14 protein-coding genes and 1 pseudogene are annotated in these 21125 nt (G+C 35.9%); 6 read left to right on the plus strand and 9 right to left on the minus strand.

Annotated elements, in window-relative coordinates; translation table 11 throughout:
* Window positions 1-88 precede the first annotated feature (88 nt).
* The 3 genes from WAX78_RS15945 to WAX78_RS15955 form a co-directional block, all read right to left on the minus strand.
* Complete coding sequence (locus WAX78_RS15945) at window positions 89-4507, minus strand: discoidin domain-containing protein (protein WP_336481306.1); 4419 nt, start codon at window positions 4505-4507, stop codon at window positions 89-91.
* Between the two features lie 634 nt (window positions 4508-5141).
* The gene (locus tag WAX78_RS15950; RefSeq protein ID WP_336481307.1) at window positions 5142-5330 is read right to left on the minus strand and encodes an aspartyl-phosphate phosphatase Spo0E family protein; all 189 of its coding nucleotides are present in this window, start codon (window positions 5328-5330) and stop codon (window positions 5142-5144) included.
* A gap of 403 nt (window positions 5331-5733) precedes the next feature.
* Window positions 5734-9279 carry a S8 family serine peptidase gene (locus WAX78_RS15955; protein ID WP_336483038.1) on the minus strand — a complete coding sequence of 1182 codons (3546 nt, stop codon included), beginning with the start codon at window positions 9277-9279 and terminating at the stop codon, window positions 5734-5736.
* Window positions 9280-9786: 507 nt separating this feature from the next.
* Between WAX78_RS15955 and WAX78_RS15960 the strand changes: the two genes are divergently transcribed.
* From WAX78_RS15960 to WAX78_RS15970, 3 genes and pseudogenes are all read left to right on the plus strand, one after another.
* Complete coding sequence (locus WAX78_RS15960) at window positions 9787-9948, plus strand: hypothetical protein (RefSeq protein WP_336481308.1); 162 nt, start codon at window positions 9787-9789, stop codon at window positions 9946-9948.
* A gap of 348 nt (window positions 9949-10296) precedes the next feature.
* Window positions 10297-10907, plus strand: a pseudogene (locus WAX78_RS15965) (recombinase family protein).
* A 72-nt stretch (window positions 10908-10979) separates the two neighbouring features.
* Entirely contained in the window at window positions 10980-11639 is a 660-nt protein-coding gene (locus WAX78_RS15970; protein ID WP_336481381.1) for a protein kinase family protein, read from the plus strand.
* A gap of 359 nt (window positions 11640-11998) precedes the next feature.
* Here WAX78_RS15970 and WAX78_RS15975 read toward each other — a convergent pair whose 3' ends face one another.
* Window positions 11999-12196 (minus strand): hypothetical protein, encoded by a 198-nt coding sequence (locus WAX78_RS15975; protein WP_336481309.1) that lies wholly within the window; start codon window positions 12194-12196, stop codon window positions 11999-12001.
* Between the two features lie 359 nt (window positions 12197-12555).
* Window positions 12556-13335, minus strand: coding sequence for an alpha/beta fold hydrolase (locus WAX78_RS15980; protein WP_336481310.1), 780 nt, complete (start codon window positions 13333-13335; stop codon window positions 12556-12558).
* 301 nt (window positions 13336-13636) lie between these two features.
* Between WAX78_RS15980 and WAX78_RS15985 the strand changes: the two genes are divergently transcribed.
* Together WAX78_RS15985 and WAX78_RS15990 are read left to right on the plus strand one after the other, a co-directional pair.
* Entirely contained in the window at window positions 13637-14038 is a 402-nt protein-coding gene (locus WAX78_RS15985; RefSeq protein ID WP_336481311.1) for a hypothetical protein, read from the plus strand.
* 501 nt (window positions 14039-14539) lie between these two features.
* Complete coding sequence (locus tag WAX78_RS15990) at window positions 14540-14698, plus strand: hypothetical protein (RefSeq protein WP_336481385.1); 159 nt, start codon at window positions 14540-14542, stop codon at window positions 14696-14698.
* A 1521-nt stretch (window positions 14699-16219) separates the two neighbouring features.
* Here the strand turns inward: WAX78_RS15990 and WAX78_RS15995 are convergent.
* The gene (locus WAX78_RS15995; protein WP_336481312.1) at window positions 16220-16561 is read right to left on the minus strand and encodes a DUF3888 domain-containing protein; all 342 of its coding nucleotides are present in this window, start codon (window positions 16559-16561) and stop codon (window positions 16220-16222) included.
* Between the two features lie 277 nt (window positions 16562-16838).
* Here WAX78_RS15995 and WAX78_RS16000 point away from each other — a divergent pair, with 277 nt between their 5' ends.
* Window positions 16839-17381, plus strand: a complete 543-nt coding sequence (locus WAX78_RS16000; protein WP_336481313.1) for a hypothetical protein — start codon at window positions 16839-16841, stop codon at window positions 17379-17381.
* 68 nt (window positions 17382-17449) lie between these two features.
* Here the strand turns inward: WAX78_RS16000 and WAX78_RS16005 are convergent, their stop codons facing one another.
* From WAX78_RS16005 to WAX78_RS16015, 3 genes are all read right to left on the minus strand, one after another.
* Complete coding sequence (locus WAX78_RS16005; protein WP_336481314.1) at window positions 17450-17815, minus strand: hypothetical protein; 366 nt, start codon at window positions 17813-17815, stop codon at window positions 17450-17452.
* A 549-nt stretch (window positions 17816-18364) separates the two neighbouring features.
* Entirely contained in the window at window positions 18365-19774 is a 1410-nt protein-coding gene (locus WAX78_RS16010) for an amino acid permease (RefSeq protein ID WP_336481315.1), read from the minus strand.
* Window positions 19775-20863 carry an aromatic ring-hydroxylating oxygenase subunit alpha gene (locus WAX78_RS16015; protein ID WP_336481316.1) on the minus strand — a complete coding sequence of 363 codons (1089 nt, stop codon included), beginning with the start codon at window positions 20861-20863 and terminating at the stop codon, window positions 19775-19777.
* Between the last annotated feature and the right edge of the window lie 262 nt (window positions 20864-21125).

Raw genomic sequence — 21125 nt, forward strand, 5'->3', positions numbered from 1 at the left:
AATCATAATAAAAATTGTGGTGTTAGGATTGACGGGTCAACCCTAACACCACTAAGATAATAAGAAATGTTTATTTTTATTTCTCTACTTAAGCTGGATTCTTTGCAAAAACTTCTACCTCTGCAACAGACAGCATAAGCGGCCCGCTATGCGATTCCTCAAAGTTAATCGATAACTTTGTAAATTTAGTTCCAGTAGGTATCGCAGCCTCTGTTAAATCGAAAGTTACTGATTTATCGTCGAATTTAACACTTTTTGCACCTAAATCATACTCTTTTCCAGATTCAGTATATACTTTGGCACTTAGTGTTTTAATTTTGCCGTTCGTATATTGCGGGCGATTATAAACGATAAATTTAGTCAATTCTTGTGGTTTAGTAAAGTTAAAATCAACGGGTAACGGTAGTGAAATTCCTTCATTTCCAGTGAGGCTCCATTTCAATTCCGCCAATGAATTTTCACTTATCTCACCGTCAATCAGCTTGGCAAAAGCTGCTGCACCGCCTTGCATCTTTTCACCTGCACCAGTAACCGTCATATCTTTATTAGATAATTGTAGTTCCTTAGGCTCTTGTGGTTGTTCAACCTCTCCCGGTTCTTGGCCAGGATTTAAAACCTCTCCTATTTTATCAATCGTGTCAAAGGCTGTATTAATCAGTAAGGACCTAGTTATCGGCATATCAAATTGAAGATCTTTCTTAGCCTTTAACTTAATCGTGGCCAATGTCTTCGTACCATCTAATGTATTTTGTGTTCCCTTATTGGAAAATGCAGCCATAATTCGTTGTTCAGGCTTTCCAATCCCCGCAAGTAAGGAATAATTCAACATATTAGCAGTTTCATTGGAAGCTGAAACAATATTTCCACCGCAAGTCCCGTCAGGCTTACACTCTTTTACTAATTCATATTTGTTAGGGTCTAGTTTTAGTTCTAAGTTGAATGCATTAATATCCTGTAATCCTGCTCCTATTATTTCTACTGAAAATTCCTCTCCTGCTTTTAATTCCTGCTTACTAGGTCTAATATCCAATAATCCGGCAACCGATTTTCCTGTTGCTTGAAGTGGTTTTTGACCCAATTGTGATGCTACATACATTAAATCGTATGCGTCTATTACACCATTGAAATTAATATCCACCTTTGAAACCTGTTCCCAAGCTTCAGTTTGATCGACACCCATATAGCTGGCAAAGAAGAGCAGATCAGCTTCATCAATGGCCCCGTTCGGTATATTCTCACCTACAACCGTTCCTTCTGTTTTATCCTTTTTGTATGGCCTGAATTCCTGTGCACTCCCAAAGCCGCCTACAGAATCTGTAATGGTCAACTTAATATACCTTGCAGTAATATTTTCCGGAAAATTAATGACTTTCGTTTCCTTATTTTTCTCAAATGTTCCATCCGTGATGACGTTTTTATAAGTTTTTCCATCTAAGCTTACGTCTAAATTGTATTTTAATATTGTCCCATTCCCTGCATCTGGTCTTGGAACATACTCAAGCTTATCTAATTTATAAGCTAATTTCATATCAATCTCAAATGTATGTGGCAGTTTATTGCCCGCATCTCCCCATGCAGTATGCCACAATGTATCATCCTTTCCATCGACAGCTAAAGATGCTGCTTGTCCCGGCTGTTCACTATCTGCTTTTGCCGTCATACCCTTAGGGACATTTCTGTATCGGTCAAGCTTCGTTCTTATTTTGATCTCATCACTCCAGCCAGATGACCCTTTTGTATTCGTTGCTCTTATTCGATAAGAATGTTCTGTATCAGATGTTAAACCTGTATGGAGATAGAATGGTGCTTGCTGACTATCACTTGACTTAAACACATTTGTATGAACAATACCATCAATCATTAAATCATACGTTGTATTCGAACCATCAACCTTGTCCCAATTTAATTTAATATCTTTATCTGTAATGTTGACGTCATCAGCTTTTAGCCCTGATGGAATCGTTGGTACCTCTTTATCTACTACATCCTTCTTTTGAGTATTATCGAAGCCATCTACTGTAAAAGTTATTTTATTTTTCGTGATATCTGTTTTTCCTACCTTAATATAAAGCTTTGGTGATGTAATAATGTCAGTCTTTTCAAAAGGTGAGCCTTTTGTAGAATATTTGTTCAGGTTTGGATGTTCATTATAGTAGTACACGTTTTCTGAGTTTTTATATTCCTCTTCATTCGTAACTTTCCTTAATGTAACATCTTCATTGCCAATCTTAACCGTTATATCTTTTGGATTTACACGTGTATTAACAATCACTTCTGTGCCCCTGTCTTTAACCATACCTTTATAGCCTTTTCCTTTTGCGGCATCAACGGTTATAACAGCTTTTTCCTTCATTACCCTTGAAGTGACCTTCGTTGTTGTATTTTTCTTTTCCTTATACTCAACAGTTTTACCATCATCTTCATATAGAGTAAACTCTGATTTTCCCGATGGATAAACATCAAATATTCTATTTTCAGAACCATTTAATTCATTAATAGAATTATTTTCTGGTGCCATTGGAATAATTGCACCAGCCTTAACAAATACAGGGGTCTTCCATAGTGGAGCGCTAAAGTTATGAAGAACCTGACCTCCCTGATACTGGTCACCTGTAAAATAATCGATCCAAACTTGATTTTTATCCGGAAGATAAATATCGTTCCTTACTTCAGCTGCATTAGAGTTTCCATCATATATTGGTGCTACTAATAGATTTGGCCCCCACATATATTGATATTGTGTTTGCGTCCCGTACGTATATGGATCATTCGGATATTCTAACATCATCCCTCGAACCATCGGCATAGATTTTGATGTGGATTCCTCAGCATTCGTATAGATATAAGGCAGCATCTGTGATTTTAGATTTAAATACATCCTATTAATCGAGGCATAAGGTTCACCATAATTCCATGGATTTTTAGACTTACTATAATCATTACCTCCGGATGCCCAGCCGTCCATATCGATTTGGATAGGAGTGAATGCTTTCCATTGGAAATCACGTGTCTGTACTTTTGCATCTCCGCCAAATATACCATCCATATCTGAGCCGACATTTGGATTTCCTGATAAACCTGCGCCAATGTAAGTAGGGATATGCATTCTGATATACTCCCAATTACCACCAGTTTGGTCGCCTGACCATAATGAAGCATAACGTTGAGTACCAGCCCACCCATCTAGCGAAATAACAAATGGACGTGCACCACCTGAATTCTCATCTTTTTGAATTCCTTCCGCTGCTTGGCGTGTAGCATTTAAGGCCATGGAATATCCTTGCCAAACCCATGCAACATCCGTCTTTACTGCTCGAACACCTGCTTTAACTTCCCCGTCAATGTCTCTGCGTAAAGGGCTATCCGCGGGTAAATTAGGGTCTGGATGGAGATTACTTTGTGTCCATAAACCCACCTCTACTTTTTTGTCATTTGCTTTATTAGCAAATTTCTCCAAATTATCCAATCCGCCATATCCACATCCATAGCCGTCATTTGGTAACATCCATCCTAAAGGCATATCGTTATCTGCATATTGATTTAATGTATTTAATCCATTATTTAGGAGTGTTCGTTGGTCCTTATGACCATTATGAGTTCCATTAAAACAATCTGCATGCCCTAAATAGAAACCATATTTTGGCATAAGGGCCGCTTTCCCGGTTAATTCTGTATAGTCGTTAATGATGTTTGGAATGGAATCATCTACAAAATAATAAGCATCAAATCTGTCTTCATTGTGAGTAAAGGTAGCCGTTTTGGTAAAATCATAAACACCCGGCTTAAACGTATTTCGCATGACTCCGTAGCCCTCAGTACTTAAATAGAATGGGACTGGACTTGATGCAGCTCCTGCATCCCAACCTCCCCCGACTGCAATATTTATGGAATTATTCTTATGGGCATAAAACCCATTCTGTTGACCTCCGCCATAAAAATATTCACTTTCTTTTGTATCGAGGGTTTGAACAGTACTTCCGCTCGAATGTTTTAGCGGTTCACTTTCACTCCAAAGAATCTTTGCTCTTTTTTTATCGTACAGGCTCATCTTTGAAGTAGCTTTATCTATTCTTAACTCTAAAGCATTAGTAGATATTTTATAGACATTGTTATCGCTTTCATCGACCTTAATGTTAATTGGTCCATATTCCTCTTTGTAATCGCTAACATTTTTGTCGATAATTTTCGTCTCATGATCAGGGCTATTTGGAGTTGGATATTCTTCAAAAACACCCTTTGGGTCCAAATTCAATCGAAAAACATTATTTTTTAGAAAGTTAATTTTTATTTTTTCTCCTGTTTCTAAGTCAAAGTATACGTTATTTCTTTCTTTCGTAACCTTAGTAATTTTACCTATAGTCTTATAGGTTTGATTGTTAGATACATTATTAATGGAGTACTCCTTATTATTTGTAGTAGCAGATGCTGTTGGAAGCATAGAAAGCAATATACCCGCTGATAAGGACAAGCTTACCAATTTTTTAAACCTAGCTCGACGTCTTAGCATATTCTACCTCCGAATGTAATAGTGGTTTACCGAAAATAAATTCCAATAGTCTTTAACTCTTCGTATGGATAATTGGCGTATCAATTCCTAGTGGATTCAATCACAAGAAAAGAAAGACAGTCCCCTTAAAAACTTAAAAGCTTGCAATTTTCCCTGTTTATGGGTAACGATCTTTTTTTGACTTGCAAAAAATCATTTATACCACCACCCCTTCTATATTTTTTATATATTTATATATCCCTAAATATATAAGCATAATTAAGTAAGACCTTTATAAAGTCTTAGTTTGAGGTTATATATGATGAAAAATGAAATTTGGTATACTAGCAGATTACGTAAAATCTATATTGATAGGAAATTTACGATTGAGAAATGATCGTCGATGAATGTTAGAGGGATGTGTTGTCATTATCAATTTAGCCCTTCGTTGCCTTTTATTTGTAATGCCCTTGCTACCTACTGGGATGCATTTTCTGTTTTATTTCTAATGTAAGATCCATTCCCTCCTCTCTTTCAGTCTTAATTGATAGAATTTTCTAACAGATATAATATATAATAAATCGGGTTGATGGGTCAACCCTTTAACGTAAATATTCTGATAGGGGTAGCGCGTATAACTTCTTTGTTTTAGAGATTAATTGCAATTGTGTTGAGTTTTTTGCACAAGAACCGATTTTTGCCATATAATAATTTCTCTATCTAATTGTTGGCTGATTTTTATTATCTGTGGATCTAATAAGCCTTTCTCCTTTGCTAATTCATACATGTCATAGCGATGTTCATCAATACTCTTGTTTAGAGCTAATAATTTTCTCGAAATCATTAACTTTACTCACCTTTCACTTTTGCTAGTTCACATAATTCCCGTTTTTGGAAGTTATTGTTGCTTTTAAATAAAGTCAAGGTGTTTAAAAAAAAGACGCGATGTTTATAAAAAAGCTTTTCTTTTGGTAAGTATTATCTTAACGTGTGTTTTAGGTCATTTGGTTGGCAGGGCCATCTATAGACATGCAGCGACCTCCCAAAAAATGATTTTACATTAATATCCATCTATATGGCCGTTTTTGGACTTATCTCGTACATACCCGTATAAGACTTATGTAACTAACCTCTGAAACTTGGACATACTGATACTAGGGGTAGCACCTTAATTTAAATCACAAAAAGAGAGACTACAACTTCACAATTGTAGTCTCTCTTTTATCATTCAGTTTAACTATTCCGGATTATTTAACCCATACTCCACTACTATTGAAGAAGTATCGTTTTCCAGAAATCGTTACCCAGCCTGTTTGCATAACTCCGCTCTTATCTAGGTAATACCATTTCGCTCCTTCTTTCAGCCAGCCCGTTTGCATCGCTCCGCTCTTATCTAGGTAGTACCATTTTGCTCCTTCTTTCAGCCAGCCCGTTTGCATCGCTCCGCTCTTATCTAGGTAGTACCATTTTGCTCCTTCTTTCAGCCAGTCCGTTTGCATCGCTCCGCTCTTATCTAGGTAGTACCATTTTGCTCCTTCTTTCAGCCAGCCTGTTTGCATCGCACCGCTCTTATCTAGGTAGTACCATTTCGCATCAACGTTTTTCCATCCTGTTACTTTACTACCTTTATTATCATAGTAATACCAATTGCCGTTCTCAAAATTCCAGCCAGTTTTCACTTCTTCAACTTCAGGTTGATTAATAGTTAGTTTACCTTGCGCTTCCTGTGTGACTCTATTTCCATCGGCATCTGTTAGCTCCACTTCAATAATAGCATTTTGAATCTTTACATCTGGAACGGTCCAAACACCCTTATAAACTCCTGGCTCTACCTCTTCCATTTTATTTTTAGAAGAAGATTGCGCATTCTTTTGAGCAGGGAGTTTCACTTCAAAGTTTGCTTCGCCGCCTATTACATTACTTTGGAAAGATATTTCTACCTTCTCACCTGGGAACACATTTTGGTCAGTTGCTGGTTTTAAATCTTTAATGACGGGCTTCTCTTTTATTAGTGAAACGGTAACTGGATCCGATTCTCCGGTCAATTTACCATTTAACATTGAGACTGCTACTAATTTATTTTCACCTTCTGTCATTTTCGTTGGGATTGTAAATTTTCCGTCATCACTAACTTTTGCAGTACCTAGCTCTTTATTATTATTCATCAACTTAATCGTTGTTGTCGGTGAGGCAGTCCCTTCTACAATGATGTTTTCGTCTTTGAATACTTCATCATGTTTTGGAGAAGTAATAACAGGAGTGTCTACTTCATAACTTACACGGGCACGAATCATATAGTTACCGTCTTCAACAAATGCTGGATAAAATTCACCGTCAAGATATTGATAGCTTCTCTCCATATATGGGTTACCATTATCAGTTGCTAAACCAAGTGCAATTGGATAATTCAGTGTTTGGACATACACCATATAAAAATCTCCATCAACCTTGATATTGTAATCTCTTAAATCTACTACCGTCCAATCATCTAATACGGCTTCAGCAGTTATCGGTCCAGCAAGTTTCTTACCCGGTAATCCATTGCTTCCAGAAGCATCCCATACTTCCACACTAAATTCCGTTCCAACCGTGTCTGAGTATTTTTTGTTCTTGAAGCGAAACACACCATCTGTGACAATGGCTGATTTCTTATCCTTTGGCAATGACATTTTTACTGCCCATCCAGCTCCACCGCCAAAATACATACTGGCAGCATCAACAATTCCATTGTCATAACCAATTTCGCCACCCGGATACGTGAAAAAAGGCTTAAGATCGATATCTACGTGGCAATCTCCATTAATTGTAATTTTAACATCTTGACTGTGATAGCCACTTCTCATTGCCCTCAATGTATAAGTACCTTCGTAAGCTGTGAGAGTATATCTACCGTCCTTATCCGTCGACACAGGTGCAATATTGGCATCTTCAATAAGGAGTAATGTCACACCTTCGACAGCTTCCCCTGATTTTTCATCCGTAATGACACCACTTACAGTTCCTTTAGGGATTTCTTTCAATGTGAAATCTGCTTGAAGTACTTTATCTTTTTCGAATGTTACTGATTGCTGTTTAGATTGATATCCATAGGCTTCAGCTTGAACTGTATAATTACCGATAGCATGTGCGAGTTTATAAGCGCCGTTTTCAGGGTTTGTGTTAACGTACTGTCTGCTTTCAAGGACACTTACTTTACCTCTTATCGGCAAATCTGAATCCTCATTTGTTTGAACCACTTTTCCTTCCAAAATCCCCAGACCTTCTCTAATAGATGATACAGCATTGTATGCATTGACTAATCCATACCCGTACCCATCATTCGGTGATTCTCGATATTCCTTATCTGTTAAAGGCGTTGCTGTTTTTATTAAAATTTCTTCTATTTTATCAACTGATAAACTTGCATCAACCTCATATAATAATGCTACAATTGCTGATACAGCGGGGGCCGCCATCGATGTGCCATCCCATCCACCTTCGTAATCGCTGCGAGGTATTGATGAACGAATATTTGCTCCAGGCGCTGAAATATCTGGCTTTATTTCACCATATGGTGAAGGGCCGCGTAATGAAAAATCTCCAACTATATCATTACTATCGGTTGCTCCCACCGCAAATGCTTCAGGATAGTTTGCTGGATTAGCGACTGATCCAGGTCCGCCATTATTAGTCATGCTCGTGTTTCCAGCTGAAAATGTGGGAAATATCCCAGCATTTCTCCATTCTTTTACTACATCTCGATACCATTCATCAAGCCCCGGTCCGCCACCCCATGAGTTGTTAACCACATCTGGCGCCATGTCAACCCGAGTATTCCCCTTTGAATCTGTTGGTGCTAAAATCCACTCTGCAGCAGCCAATAAATTCGCATCACTTCCACTAGTCTCTGAGAATGCCTTAACAGCAATCCATTTTGCACCGGGTGCTATTCCTATTTTATTTGATCCATCAGGTTCACTACCGACCATTGTTCCAGTCACATGTGTTCCATGTGCTAAATCATCATATGGCACAGATCGTCCAGCAGTGGCATCAAACCAATTAAAGTCGTGATTAACTTCTCCAGTTGCTGCATTATAGCCTCGATACTTTTCCTTTAATGCGGGATGATCCCATTGAACGCCGGAATCAATACTTGCTACAACTACACCTGTACCGTTGATCCCCTTTTCCCATAAAGCTGGAGCTCCAACTCTTTCAATATTCCACTCTACATTTGCTAGATTTGAATTAAGACTATTCTCTTTAGTTGTTGAAACAAATAATTGTCTTGTTTCGTTTGGTAATACTTTTTCAACTGCAGAAAAGGCTGCTATCTTTTTTGCTACCTCTTTCGTTGCTGTAACAGCCATACCATTGACGATAAAATAGGACTTAAAAGATTCGACATTCCCTCTATGTACTTCTTGTTCAAGATATTTTACAACGTTTTGTTGTTCTTCGTGTGCAGTAGCTTTTAATTCAGAAACAACTGCAGAGCGTTGCATAAACTTTTCTTTATTCGCAGATAGTTTTTCTTTCTTCGCAATAGCTTTTGTTTGCTTTATGGCTTTTGTTGTATCTGCTTTTTCTTTAAATTTAATTAAAAAGGTTACTCTGTCATCTTTTTCAAACTTAGCTAGTAAACGATTACTCATCTTTTCTTTCGCAGCAGTTTCAGAATCATTTACATAACGGGATGATCTCTCAATTAATTCAGCATTCGCAAGTCCGGGTGTTAATAATGAAAATATCATAATCAATGCTGCTACAATACTAAATAATCGCATGTGATGTTGTTTCTTTCTCTTCAATTCGTTTTCTCCCCCTCGATTTCTAAATTCTTTGCTTGTCATTTCGTGAAGTTACAGCCTTTGTTTAACCATTATTTTGAAACACAAAGACTAAATTTCCTTTTATCCCTCCTCAATTTTAAAGCTGAATAATTACAATTATAGGTTAAATTGTTATATGTTTCTAGAAATTATTAGAATAGTTTGAATAATTGTTAAAATCAAAAAATAATCATTCAACATCACCCTCCATTTTCCTCCCTATTCCGAAAAATTTTTTACTATTTTACTAACTCATTGCAAATAAACTCAAATTTGTATTTGTATATTTAGTGGTGCAAAAAACGGTTGGAGTGGTGCAATCGGGTAATAATATTCATAAAATAAATTTATCAACAAATGTCATAGATAAATATGGTAAAATATACATAGAGTAACAGCTCAAAAAGTAAAATGGTGATTCAAGTTAAAAAAGTACTCATGTGGGTGCTTTTTTTGCTGTCTTACAAATACAGAGGGGATTTCATCATGAATATTATCGACTTAGAACTAGTACGAAAAAGAAAAAGAAAGGAAAATAAAATGATTACAATACCCATTATCGAACGGGTTTTTGAAGTAAATGGAGAAATTCAGTTTGAAGTAGCTGGCGAAAAAGAAATTCCCATTTCTTGGCTAGAAAAGGAATAGATATTCTTAAAAAGAAGAGAAATTCAGTTATAATACGAGCTCTTAAATATGTATATTTGTTTATAACAAGTTGTACCATATATAATTATAACTATTTCTGTAAAGAATCCTTGTAATATAAGGATTCTTTTTTGTACCAAAAGGTACACCTTTAGATACATTTTTTACTTTCATGTATTTGGTGTTAAGTTAGTCCCTTGAGTTATCTGTAAAAGTATACCTTTACAGATAACTAGAAAACTATAAAAAACTACGTCTATAAATGTCTGTTTCGAACTTTACAGACATCTATTTATTTTATACACTTTTACAGACATAATTGGTAAAATTACCAGTGAGGTGTAGTATATGAAACATAAAAAATTTGGTTATGTACGAGTTTCAAGTAAAGATCAAACGAAGAACGACAAATTCAGAATATGAAGGATTTAGGGATAGAAGATCGGGATATTTTCATTGATAAAGAATCTGGAAAAAATATGGAGCGAGAGAACTATCAAATGCTAAAACGTCTTGTTCGTGCGGAAGATACCATTGTATTTGATTCCTTAACAAGACTTGGGAGAAATATGAATGATACATTAGAAGAATTTAGGTACTATGAAAAGCATAGAGTAAATTTACAATTTATAAAGGAACCTTATATTAACGTGAATTACACTGGAGAAAGTACAAATGATGTCATTCAGAGTGCAATTCAAAAAGCAACTCTTACAATATTATCAGCCTTTGCAGAAAAAGAGCGAATTGATATTAAACAACGTCAAGCTGAAGGAATTGCTCTTGCCAGGAAGCAAGGTAAACGTTTAGGACGTCCGCCTGTCGAAATAACAGAAGAATTTATGGATGCTTACAAGGAATGGAAATCTGGTTCAATTACAGCCGTAGGAGCTATGAAAAAGTATGGCATCAAACGTTCCTCATTTTATAAACTTGCCAAACAGTATGAGGAAAATTAAATTGTATATGTTTTGACATATTCATTTTAAAATGTGGATGGGACCCCTTTTAACAAAACCGGAGTGGAAATGATGAGTATAAATAGTTTTGTGGGATTGATAAAGGACGAATTATTAAAAGAGGTAAGCATAAGAAGTGAGGATGAATTCGAGCCTGTAGTAGTTAAAGATATTCCTAGACTTTGGAAGTGTTTAGGGACAGGTAATTATGCCGCAGTATTTATGCACAAAGAATACAAAGATTGGGTAGTGAAAGTTTACGCGCGAGAAGGAGAAGGAATTGAAAAAGAGTCAGAAGTATACCGAAGAATCGGAAATCATCCTTCTTATTCGAAGCTTATATATAAAGAAGAAAATTTCATAGTATTGAAACGTTTAAAAGAAATTACCTTATACGATGCTATTCATAAGGGGATTAAAATTCCTAAGCAGGTAATCCTTGATATCAATGAAGCTTTAGAGTATGCAAGGGAACAAGGATTAACTCCTTGTGATGTTCACGGGAAAAATGTGATGATGGAAAACGGAAGGGGATATGTAGTCGATGTATCTGATTTCTTAAAAACAAAAGAAGATAGTAAGTGGAGAGACCTAGAAAAGGCATATTTTACATTTTACTTGCCTTTCATTTATAAATTGCCTTTCCCTGTTAAAATACCGTATTTCATGTTAAACATTGTTAGACGTTCATATAGAAAATATAAGAAGCTTAAAAATAAATTCAAATTGTAAAGGGACCACATACTTATCTTTAGGTTAGATAAATGAACCACTAGTAGGCCCAATACCAGCGTAGCTACGATTAGGGGCAAAGTAATTTATTTTGTAACAAAATCGAACGTTTATGTTACATGAAGTGCTTAAAAATAATAGTTTCTATAACCCTTGAATTCGTTGTAACAAAATACTGTATCAAAAATAAATCGTAACCTTACTCATTTAGCACCTTTTTGTTACTGCAAAATACATGCATATAGGACTAACTTTCTAAACTTAATTGCTACTTTGCCCCTGGTTACAAGAACGCTGGTACTGGGCCTAATAAGGGGTCTCGACAACAAAAGAGGAATCTCTAAGTTGAAAAAATTATTTTACATATTCCAGGGGTTAATATTTATATCATTGTTATATTTATATTCGATCTTTTCTTTTCCACACTTTTCGCACTTATAAAAACTAGCTGTGCCCATCTGCCCTGTTTTAAAATTTTCACTATCCTGAGTTTTAATAAAGTTATATTTATGTATACATTTAGGTTCTTTTTCTTTATTTATCCATTTTCCTAACATAAAGCAATCACTCTCCCTTAAAGAATATTCCTCGTGCATTTCTACATTTAGAATATCCTACAAAATATTTCCAATCAATGAACATGTTATGCCTTAGCGTACAAAATCCGCGAAATATTGGTGCTATTTCAATAAGTAAAAAAATATAATGAGCTGTCCATATGGACAGCTCATTTACATAATTCTCGTTATCGGAAATTATTTGATTTGTTTTTTTACTTTCTTATTCAACTCAAGCATTCTTTCGTTGAACAATGAATCGAGCATAATAATTACAGCAAAGATTTTACTGTCCGTAAAGGGTACCCGATTATTGTGCTATCGTTCTCCATTTATTTGAATTAAGGTCAAATTTTTAACTAAATAAATTGTGTCAATAGTTGGTTAAACTTGTCACGTTCTTCCCAGAAAGGACCATGACCACTATATTGAAACGGAACAAGCTGTGAATTTTTTATTTTTTGATTTAGTTCTTGAGCTTGTGCAAATGGAATTACTTTGTCGTGAATGCCGTGCAAGATTAAAGTAGGAACTGATATTTTTAGCAAATCAGTATATAGCTTCTCATCTCTTAGCATAACTACGACTGCGGCGGTTGACCAACCTGCCGCCTGTAATCCCATTTGAAAAAACCAGTTCGAGAATGGGCCAGTTATATACTGAAAGAAAAAACTATCTGTTACTTCCTGCATCATTTTAGGGCGATCATTTAATGTTTCTTTAAGAAATTTATTAGCAGTTTCTGTTGTAAAACCTACAGGAGCGGCAGCGCTTATAAGGACAAGTTTAGATACTCCATAACCATTATGTCGAGCAATATAACGAATAGCGATAGCCCCACCTGTAGAGTGACCCGCTAGTGTAAAGTTTTTCAATTGAAGTGCATCAATAACGGAGCCAATATCATCTGCCAATCGGTCATAGTTGTAGCCGTTCATTGGCTTATCCGAATTACCAAAGCCCCTCCAGTCTATGCCAATACAGCGGTAACCCATTGCGGGAAGAACATCAAACTGATACTCAAACTGTTTATGGCTTAATGGCCAACCATGTATAAACACTATGGTCTTGTTACCCCCTGGGTTAATATCTTCCACATATAGATTTACACCTGACTCTACAGTAACAAAGTATCCCATGCTAATTCCTCCGTAATTAATATGGTTTCAACAATAAGATATTCATTTTAGTTAACATAGATGAGTACCTAGCCCAATTGTAGGTTAGAAAAGTGAAAAAGAACGGGGTTTATTGAATTATTCTGCCATTTCGTTGAAGAAAGAACAATGAATAGGGTATACATGTGAAGTCTATATAAGGTCCTATTATTTTGGGTTCTACCAAACGCAACGCTCGAATTCGTTATCGTGAACTCAAATCAAAAATCTGCATATATTATCTGGGTAATTTATCTATTTCAAAAAACAACGGAGGAATACTATGTTTACTTATTACCCTCGCCAAATGGTCGCTCACCCGATACTTCTTGAGGCTAGACAAATTTCTTCTAATCAAATTTTAATGACTTATGATAAACCAACTGATTTGGCATCTGCAACAAATGTTTCGAATTATTGGATTAGAAGTAATATGGGCCCCGTCGGTATTGCTAGTGTAGGAATGAAAGAGGCACTTACGGCAGAAAACGCTATACGTCCAGATATGGGAATGATAGCACCCGTTGATAATTCAAAAATGAGATTTGTTATAACTTTTAGAGTTAATGCAATGCAGGGCGTAATGTATACTGTGCTTCCATGCTTCGTTAACTTAGAGGGAATGTCAGGTTTCATGGGAGAAAATTGGGGTCCTAATAGTAAAAATATGTTTATTGGTATGTAGGTGAGAAAAAAATTGGAGATACTTTTAGATCAAAAAGTAAAATCATAAAAAATATTGATGAATAGATATTCATGGTCGGTTAACATAACGTCCTATTATTGGAATTTAATATGTTTAAAAGCTTATAAAAATCCCCTTTAGTAAAATGATTTTATTAAGTAACAGAAAAAACAGGGTATTCTCGATTAAGACTACATCTCTTATATAATATTATAGTTTTTATAAGAGAGGGAATGAGGAGAATAGATACAAGCAGAGATTATGTGCTTGATCTATTCTTTTTTTGTACAACATATGACCTCATTTACTACAACATAGAAGAACCGATGTTGCAGTAAGACCCTCAATAAGCTGTGTACAAAAAAATGAAGACCGCGCGGTCTTCATTTTAGTCAACATAGTTCTTGTTGTAGGAAACTAATAAAGTAATAAGGTTTACTTCAGTAAAATAAGGTATATTATATTTGTTGAATAGATTCTCTTTAAAGATAAGAAAAGTAGGTGAACAAAGTGGGAAAGTATCAATTGGATTACAAAAGTCAGGTAGCTGTGACAAAGTTTCATGAAAAACAGAAGCCTGCCAAATTTGATAAAAAGCAGCAAATTGAAAAATTGCGTGCGGAGTATTTGAAAAAGAAGCAAAAACAAACAGATAAATAAATTGTGAAAAATGCTAGGGGTCCCGCCAACATTTCGCGGAAAACATACGCTAAGACATTTTTTTGGAAGTAAAAACCGCATTTTTTATACGCTAAGGGATTTTTCCAACATAAACCTTCGTTTTGGTGATTTTAAGTGGTACTTTTATTTTCCTTTTCGTATAACAATTCCGTATATCCAAAACCATAACTAAAAACAAATAACCACAAAAGCGATATTTAAACGTTTTTGGTTACGATTATTTACAATATTTGTCCTAACGTATATTTACCGCGTTTTGCTGGTGCTACCCCGTTAAGTGATATCAAAAACCTCTTATGCTCTTCTTCGATTTTTTTTAAAAATGACACCTAAAATAAAAACGAGATCTTATTAGATCTCGTTTGCTTTTCAATATAATTTAAATACTCGATTTTATGTATCAAATTTTAGAACAACACGAGCACGTAACGATCTACCTTGCACTAATATAAATAGTTTATTACCCACCTACAATCTTTCGACTATAAACAAGCAGTTCACCACTCATACTAATGGTTCGTTCGACCGTACAAAATACCTGTACAACCATATATAACCTTTCGGCTATATATGACCGTTAGCCTTATAAGAGCTAAATTGCTCTCTAAAGCCTGCGGTACCCAGCACGATCTTAGCTCGACCCTATCCGATAAGTTGGAACCTCATTGTAATCATAGCAGCTAGCATACGACTACAATAAACCTTTTCCCCACCGAATAGAATCTTCTCTCCGACTGCAAACAAACCACATAGTTTATATGAACTAATGACCTGTATACAATCTTTGACCGACCTATATACACCTCTGTTATGAACCATATATAGATCTGGGCTCAACCGTTACGTACCCGATACCTATATCATGAGCAAATTCATTTTAATGTATGTACACTAAAATCATATGGTAACTATTTACTATTACCATATGATTGTGATGTATTTTTAATTTTTAGAAAATTTATAATTTTTAGTATTTATAAAATTCGACTCTGGGTGTATGATAAGTACAAGCAAAACATACATATCAAAAAAGAAGGTGAATCCAGTGGAATAGAGCAAGGCGAATGTACAAATAATGTACAGGGTATAAAATCAAAATCTATTGAAAAAGAGGGTGGTATCACCAGAGTAGCGGAAGGTGAAAGTGTATCATACCTTATTATTTAGATAAAAAGTTGCTTTTATCTAAATTAATAAAGAAAGGGATAACATCATCGTTCATTTGTAATGAACAGAAAGGATTACGAATATCATGAATGAAGAAATAGTGTAAGCGACCTTGTGATTCCTAAGAGGATGATCGAGGTCGCTTATTGTTGTTTTATGCATTTTATTAACCAGAATGTAAAATTATGGGGATTCAATGTATTTAAGAGACTATCAAAAGTCCTCCAGATCGTTTAACTGGAGGACTTTTGTGTTCACATAATTCTCGTTAGCGGAAGTCAATGTGATACCCTTGTTGAAGTATCACACCCGTTAATAAAATTTGAATAATATTTACTTTCCGCAATGTTTATTAAATTGTTGAATTGATAAATTTTCTTCACGTTCTACATTTGTGACATTTATCCCCTTTGGTGGTATATCGGTCAGTGTTACTCGAATTAAGTTGTAAGGGGGCGAATGTGCTTGTTCAAAGGTTATTACCTCTATTGTTAATTCGTGTTGACGATTATTTCCACCAAGCCTTTTTATGTCAGTAATTCTTTCACACATAAATAATTTATTATTAGTACTTTCTAAAATGAATGGTAGATACCTAATCATCAAAGTTTCTTCCAATAGTTTCTCTCTTGTAGGTTCATTTTGTGAATAGACATTAGTTGTTGTTAAAAACAAAAATGTAATACTTAATAATAAAATAAAAGGTCTTCTTATGGATATCACCATCCGTTGTTTTTTTGTGGAATAGCTTTCCCAGTATCTATGGGCCTTTATTCAACTATCATCGGGATTTAGTGTATTAAGAAGACTATTAAAAGTCCTCCAGATTGTTTAACTGGAGGACTTTCGTGTTCACATAATTTTTGTTATTGAAAGTGAAAAATGATATTGAGATTAAAGGGCATGATAAACAATACAGTATATTGCAAGTATTTTTAAGGAGAACCCATTAATGAGTAAAAGACATAAAATATTGATATCAATACTTTTTGCTTTAATTATCAGTGTTATTAATACTCCTGCTAAAGCTCAAGAACAGCAGTCTTTTGAAAAGTTTTGGTATAAGATTGGTTATAAATCTGTCGGAGAAGCAATAACTGAATGCGAAAAATTATTTCAACGAGGCATTACATTGCCGACAAGGCTACCATCAGTAGAATTTACTCATCAATTTGGACGTTGTAATAACAGTGAATATAATGTAAATGACAGTTTTGAAATTGAGTATATAAATGAGCATACGGGTACGAAACATTATATGATAAGAGTCCGCCCTTTCAAGTATAAAATTCCAATTAAACAAGAACTGACTAAGGGTGTATATACACTGAAGGATAAATCAAAAGCAATATTATTTCGTATAAGGGAAAGTTCAAGTCTTGATACTCTTACATTTGAAAGGAATGGTTGGCAATATATGCTGATTATTGATAGTAGAGGATTAGATAAAGCTTCATCAAAAGTCTTAGTCCAAATTGCAAATACTATTGAGTGATGAATAAAACAAAGAGGTCTATTAAGACCTCTTTGTTTGTTTAATTAACGTAATTCCCGTCAGCGGAGTTAACAATAGTTTCCTTCTTCATCAACTCCAATTGGATAATATGGCATAGATTTTATAATCTCATACAGTTCTGGGTACGTTCCCGATAACCAATCTACAACAAAATCTCTCGGATTAGCGTACTCATCTTCACCTAGTATGTTTAATTCTTCACATTTCAGCCAATATGTCCTAAAGACAGCAATTATGCGTCCTTGATTAGAGATAGTTCCAAATCTCTCTTGAATCCATTTTTCTAACTCTTGCTTACTTTCGAATTTATCCTGATTTATCCTACGAATTCTTTCAAATCGTTCTTTTTCTTCGATAACAGCCTTCATTAGTTCAAAAACGTAATCCTGAAATAACTCATCGTATTTAAACATTCTTATTTTCTCCTTCTAAAATCGAATCCGTTTAGTTTTAGCTTACGAAACATCTAAGATATAAAGCCATATAGAATGTATGTATACCTTATACACATTGAGTTAACATAACACAACATGAAAGGAACCTATTCATAACAAAACCCCTTATCAATGAAATCAAAAGTACGTTCAATATTTTCTTTTGTTTCAAATCTCACTGAAGAATGGATTGCATGAAGGAAGATTTCAACCTTTGCATGATCTTTTCCTAGTAAACTATTGACTTTCAAAGCATGTTCCAAACGAAAGAAATCAGAAACTGGATACCAAGCAACAACCGCTAATTCTCAATCCTTTAGGTGGTAAAATTTTTAAATTCGAGCCATTTTTTTGTGAAAATATACCGGGATTTCATTGGTGGATATTTTATAATGCTTTTTTTGCTCGCGATTTACTATTTGGCATCTCACAAATGAAGTAGTTATCTGTTGAAGAGAAGGTTTTAAGTTTTATTTTCCAAAGTCAAGTCTGGAGGATATTTTCCACCAGACTTGATTAAAGACTCTTCTACAAATTTTCCTCCATTTTGGATGTTTGTATTGGTATAGCTTTATTAAACCGTTTAAATCGCGCTAGATAATAGACGTAGCATACGACTACGAACGCGGTTGCCCAATAGAACGAAGCGCGTTGGTTTGGGTCTAATACAAGTGACAAAATAATTCCTACGCACATAATGAACGAAGAAATCGGAACAAATGGATACCATTTCACACGAAATACTAAATCCTCCAATTTACCGCCATTTTTAACATACGAACGTCTGAAACTTATGTGCGAAAGCGCAATGACCGCCCATGCAATAGTCGTGCCGATTCCTGATATCGCTAACAATACAACAAACAAGGTATTGGCTGCTATGATGCTTGTCAACAGGGATAAAAGAGCAAACCCCAAGCTTACTAAAAGCGCGTTCATCGGAATGCCGCGTTTATTTAATTTCCCGAATGTTTTAGGGACTTGTCCGCTTTCGCTCATCGCGAAAAACATCCGTGAGCAAAGGTATAAACCAGAATTCCCGACGGATAAGACAGCGGTTAAAATGACGAAGTTCATGATATCTGCCGCATAGGGGATCCCCACTTTATCAAACATCATTACAAACGGGCTTTCCACAAGACCTGCTTTTCTCCATGGCACCAACGCGCTGACAATCACGATGCTTGTCACGTAAAATAGAAGGACACGGAAAATAATGTTTTTCGTGGCTTTTGGAATGTCCCGTTTCGGGTTTTCGGATTCACCTGCCGTAATCCCCAACAGTTCTGTTCCTTGGAATCCATACAGGACGGAGATCATGGTAACCAATATGGGTGTGAACCCTTTTGGAAACCAACCCCCGTCATTGTACAAATTAGAGAAGAACGGGGCTGCTTGACCGCCTTTTAATGAAATGATGCCCAAAACGGCGCAGCCGCCAATGATAATAAATAAAATGATCGCCACAATCTTAATTCCTGCAAAATAATATTCTGTTTCTGCAAAACCTTTTGTGGTTAACGCATTTAACCCAAACAGTAAAACGATAAAAAATAAGCACCAGACCCAAGTCGGGGTATGAGGAAACCAGCGTTTCATCAACAGACCAGCAGCCGTAAATTCAAGACCGACTGTGGTCGCCCAACTCATCCAATAAGCAATTCCGACCATGAAGCCGGTCGATGGACCAATGTATTTCGTCGCATAGGCTTGAAATGAACCTGTCACCGGCATGGCAACCGCTAGTTCTCCGAGGCAAAGCATCACCATATACGTCATGACCCCACCAACCAAGTAAGCGACAATTGCACCACCGGCTCCCGCGCTGTTAATGGTTAATCCTGACCCTAAAAATAAACCTGTTCCGATGACACCGCCCATCGAAATCATCGATAAATGGCGCGTTTTTAATACCCGTTTTAACTGTTGGCCTTCCATTTACTTCACCTCGATTGTTAATGGGACATACGCTTCTTCGTTTTCAAGAGCATGTTGAACTAACAAATGGAAGTGATGGACGCAATTTTCCGTTAAAGAAAAACGCCCTTGTGTATAGCCCTTTGATTGGAGCCCTTTTTGAACTGTCTCGCAGATTACAAAATCCTCTTCCCGAACCTGGTCTAGAAATGCATAGAATTTTTTTTGAGCTTCCAGGTCGTTCAAATCTAAGAAATAAGTCGTATAAATCAACTTCGTCGTTTCGTGGTCGATTGGAATCGACTGGTTGACAGAAACGTTCGGAAGCCCCGGATTCACACTAATCCACATATTCGGGTATAAGAAATAATATTTCGCGCTTTGCCCTAATTGGTCCGGTTTACTGGTGCCAGAGCGCAACGGCACGCCTTGATACGAGTAGTTATCGAATGTCCTGATTTCATAATTATCCATATCCAGTGTGTTCACAAACCCTTTATGAATGGTCGGACAGTGATCGCATTCCAAATAATTGTCAATCGTCACTTTCCAATTACACTTCACTACATCCTCTTTCACGCGTGCGATTTTCAACTCCTCAAGCGGATAATCCTTTAGTCCGTCGAACAGTTGTCCAAACACTTCCGACATGGAAGAAGCGTTTTCATCTAAGTTAATAAAAATAAAACTCGCCACAATTTCCAGTTTTGGTTGTTTTAAACAAAATTCTTTCGCATCATAATGGAGCCCTTTCATATTGGGTGCCCGGTGCAAGTCACCATCCAAGGTAAACGTCCAAGCGTGATATGGACACTGAAGCAACTTTTTATGACCGCATTCCGCTTCTTCTAGTTTAGCTGCTCGATGGGTACAGACGTTGTAAAATGCTCGAATCACTCCATCGTTTCCTTTGGCAATTAAGATCGAATGTCCGGCAATGTCCTTCGTAAAAAAGTCGCCGTTGTTTTTGACCTGACTGATATGACCGGCAAATTGCCATGTTTTTTCAAAAATTTTCTCTTGTTCGTTTTTCAATGCGGCCTCTTCTGTATAAAGATGGGATGGCAGCGTATGTGATTGGCTCAAATTTGTATGAACTTTGTGTTCCATTTTTCATAACCTCGCTTTTCCTTAATGTTAGACAGAATAGTTTGAGAATTTTATAGGAATTCATAAATCCTTAGTTTTGCTTTTGAAAATGTTTTATTTGTTCAGAAACAAAAAAGCAGGGTGCTGAACTTTGCTTTTGTTGAATAATCCATGGTTACGACAACCTTTTTGTCTTTTGAGCTATCTATTATCTAAATCCCTCCTCCTGAAAAATCTATTAAAAAATTTAGAATCTTCACATAATATCACTTTCTTAAAAAGT

It is taken from the genome of Bacillus yunxiaonensis (genome assembly GCF_037104695.1).
Lineage (GTDB): Bacteria > Bacillota > Bacilli > Bacillales > Bacillaceae_G > Bacillus_A > Bacillus_A yunxiaonensis.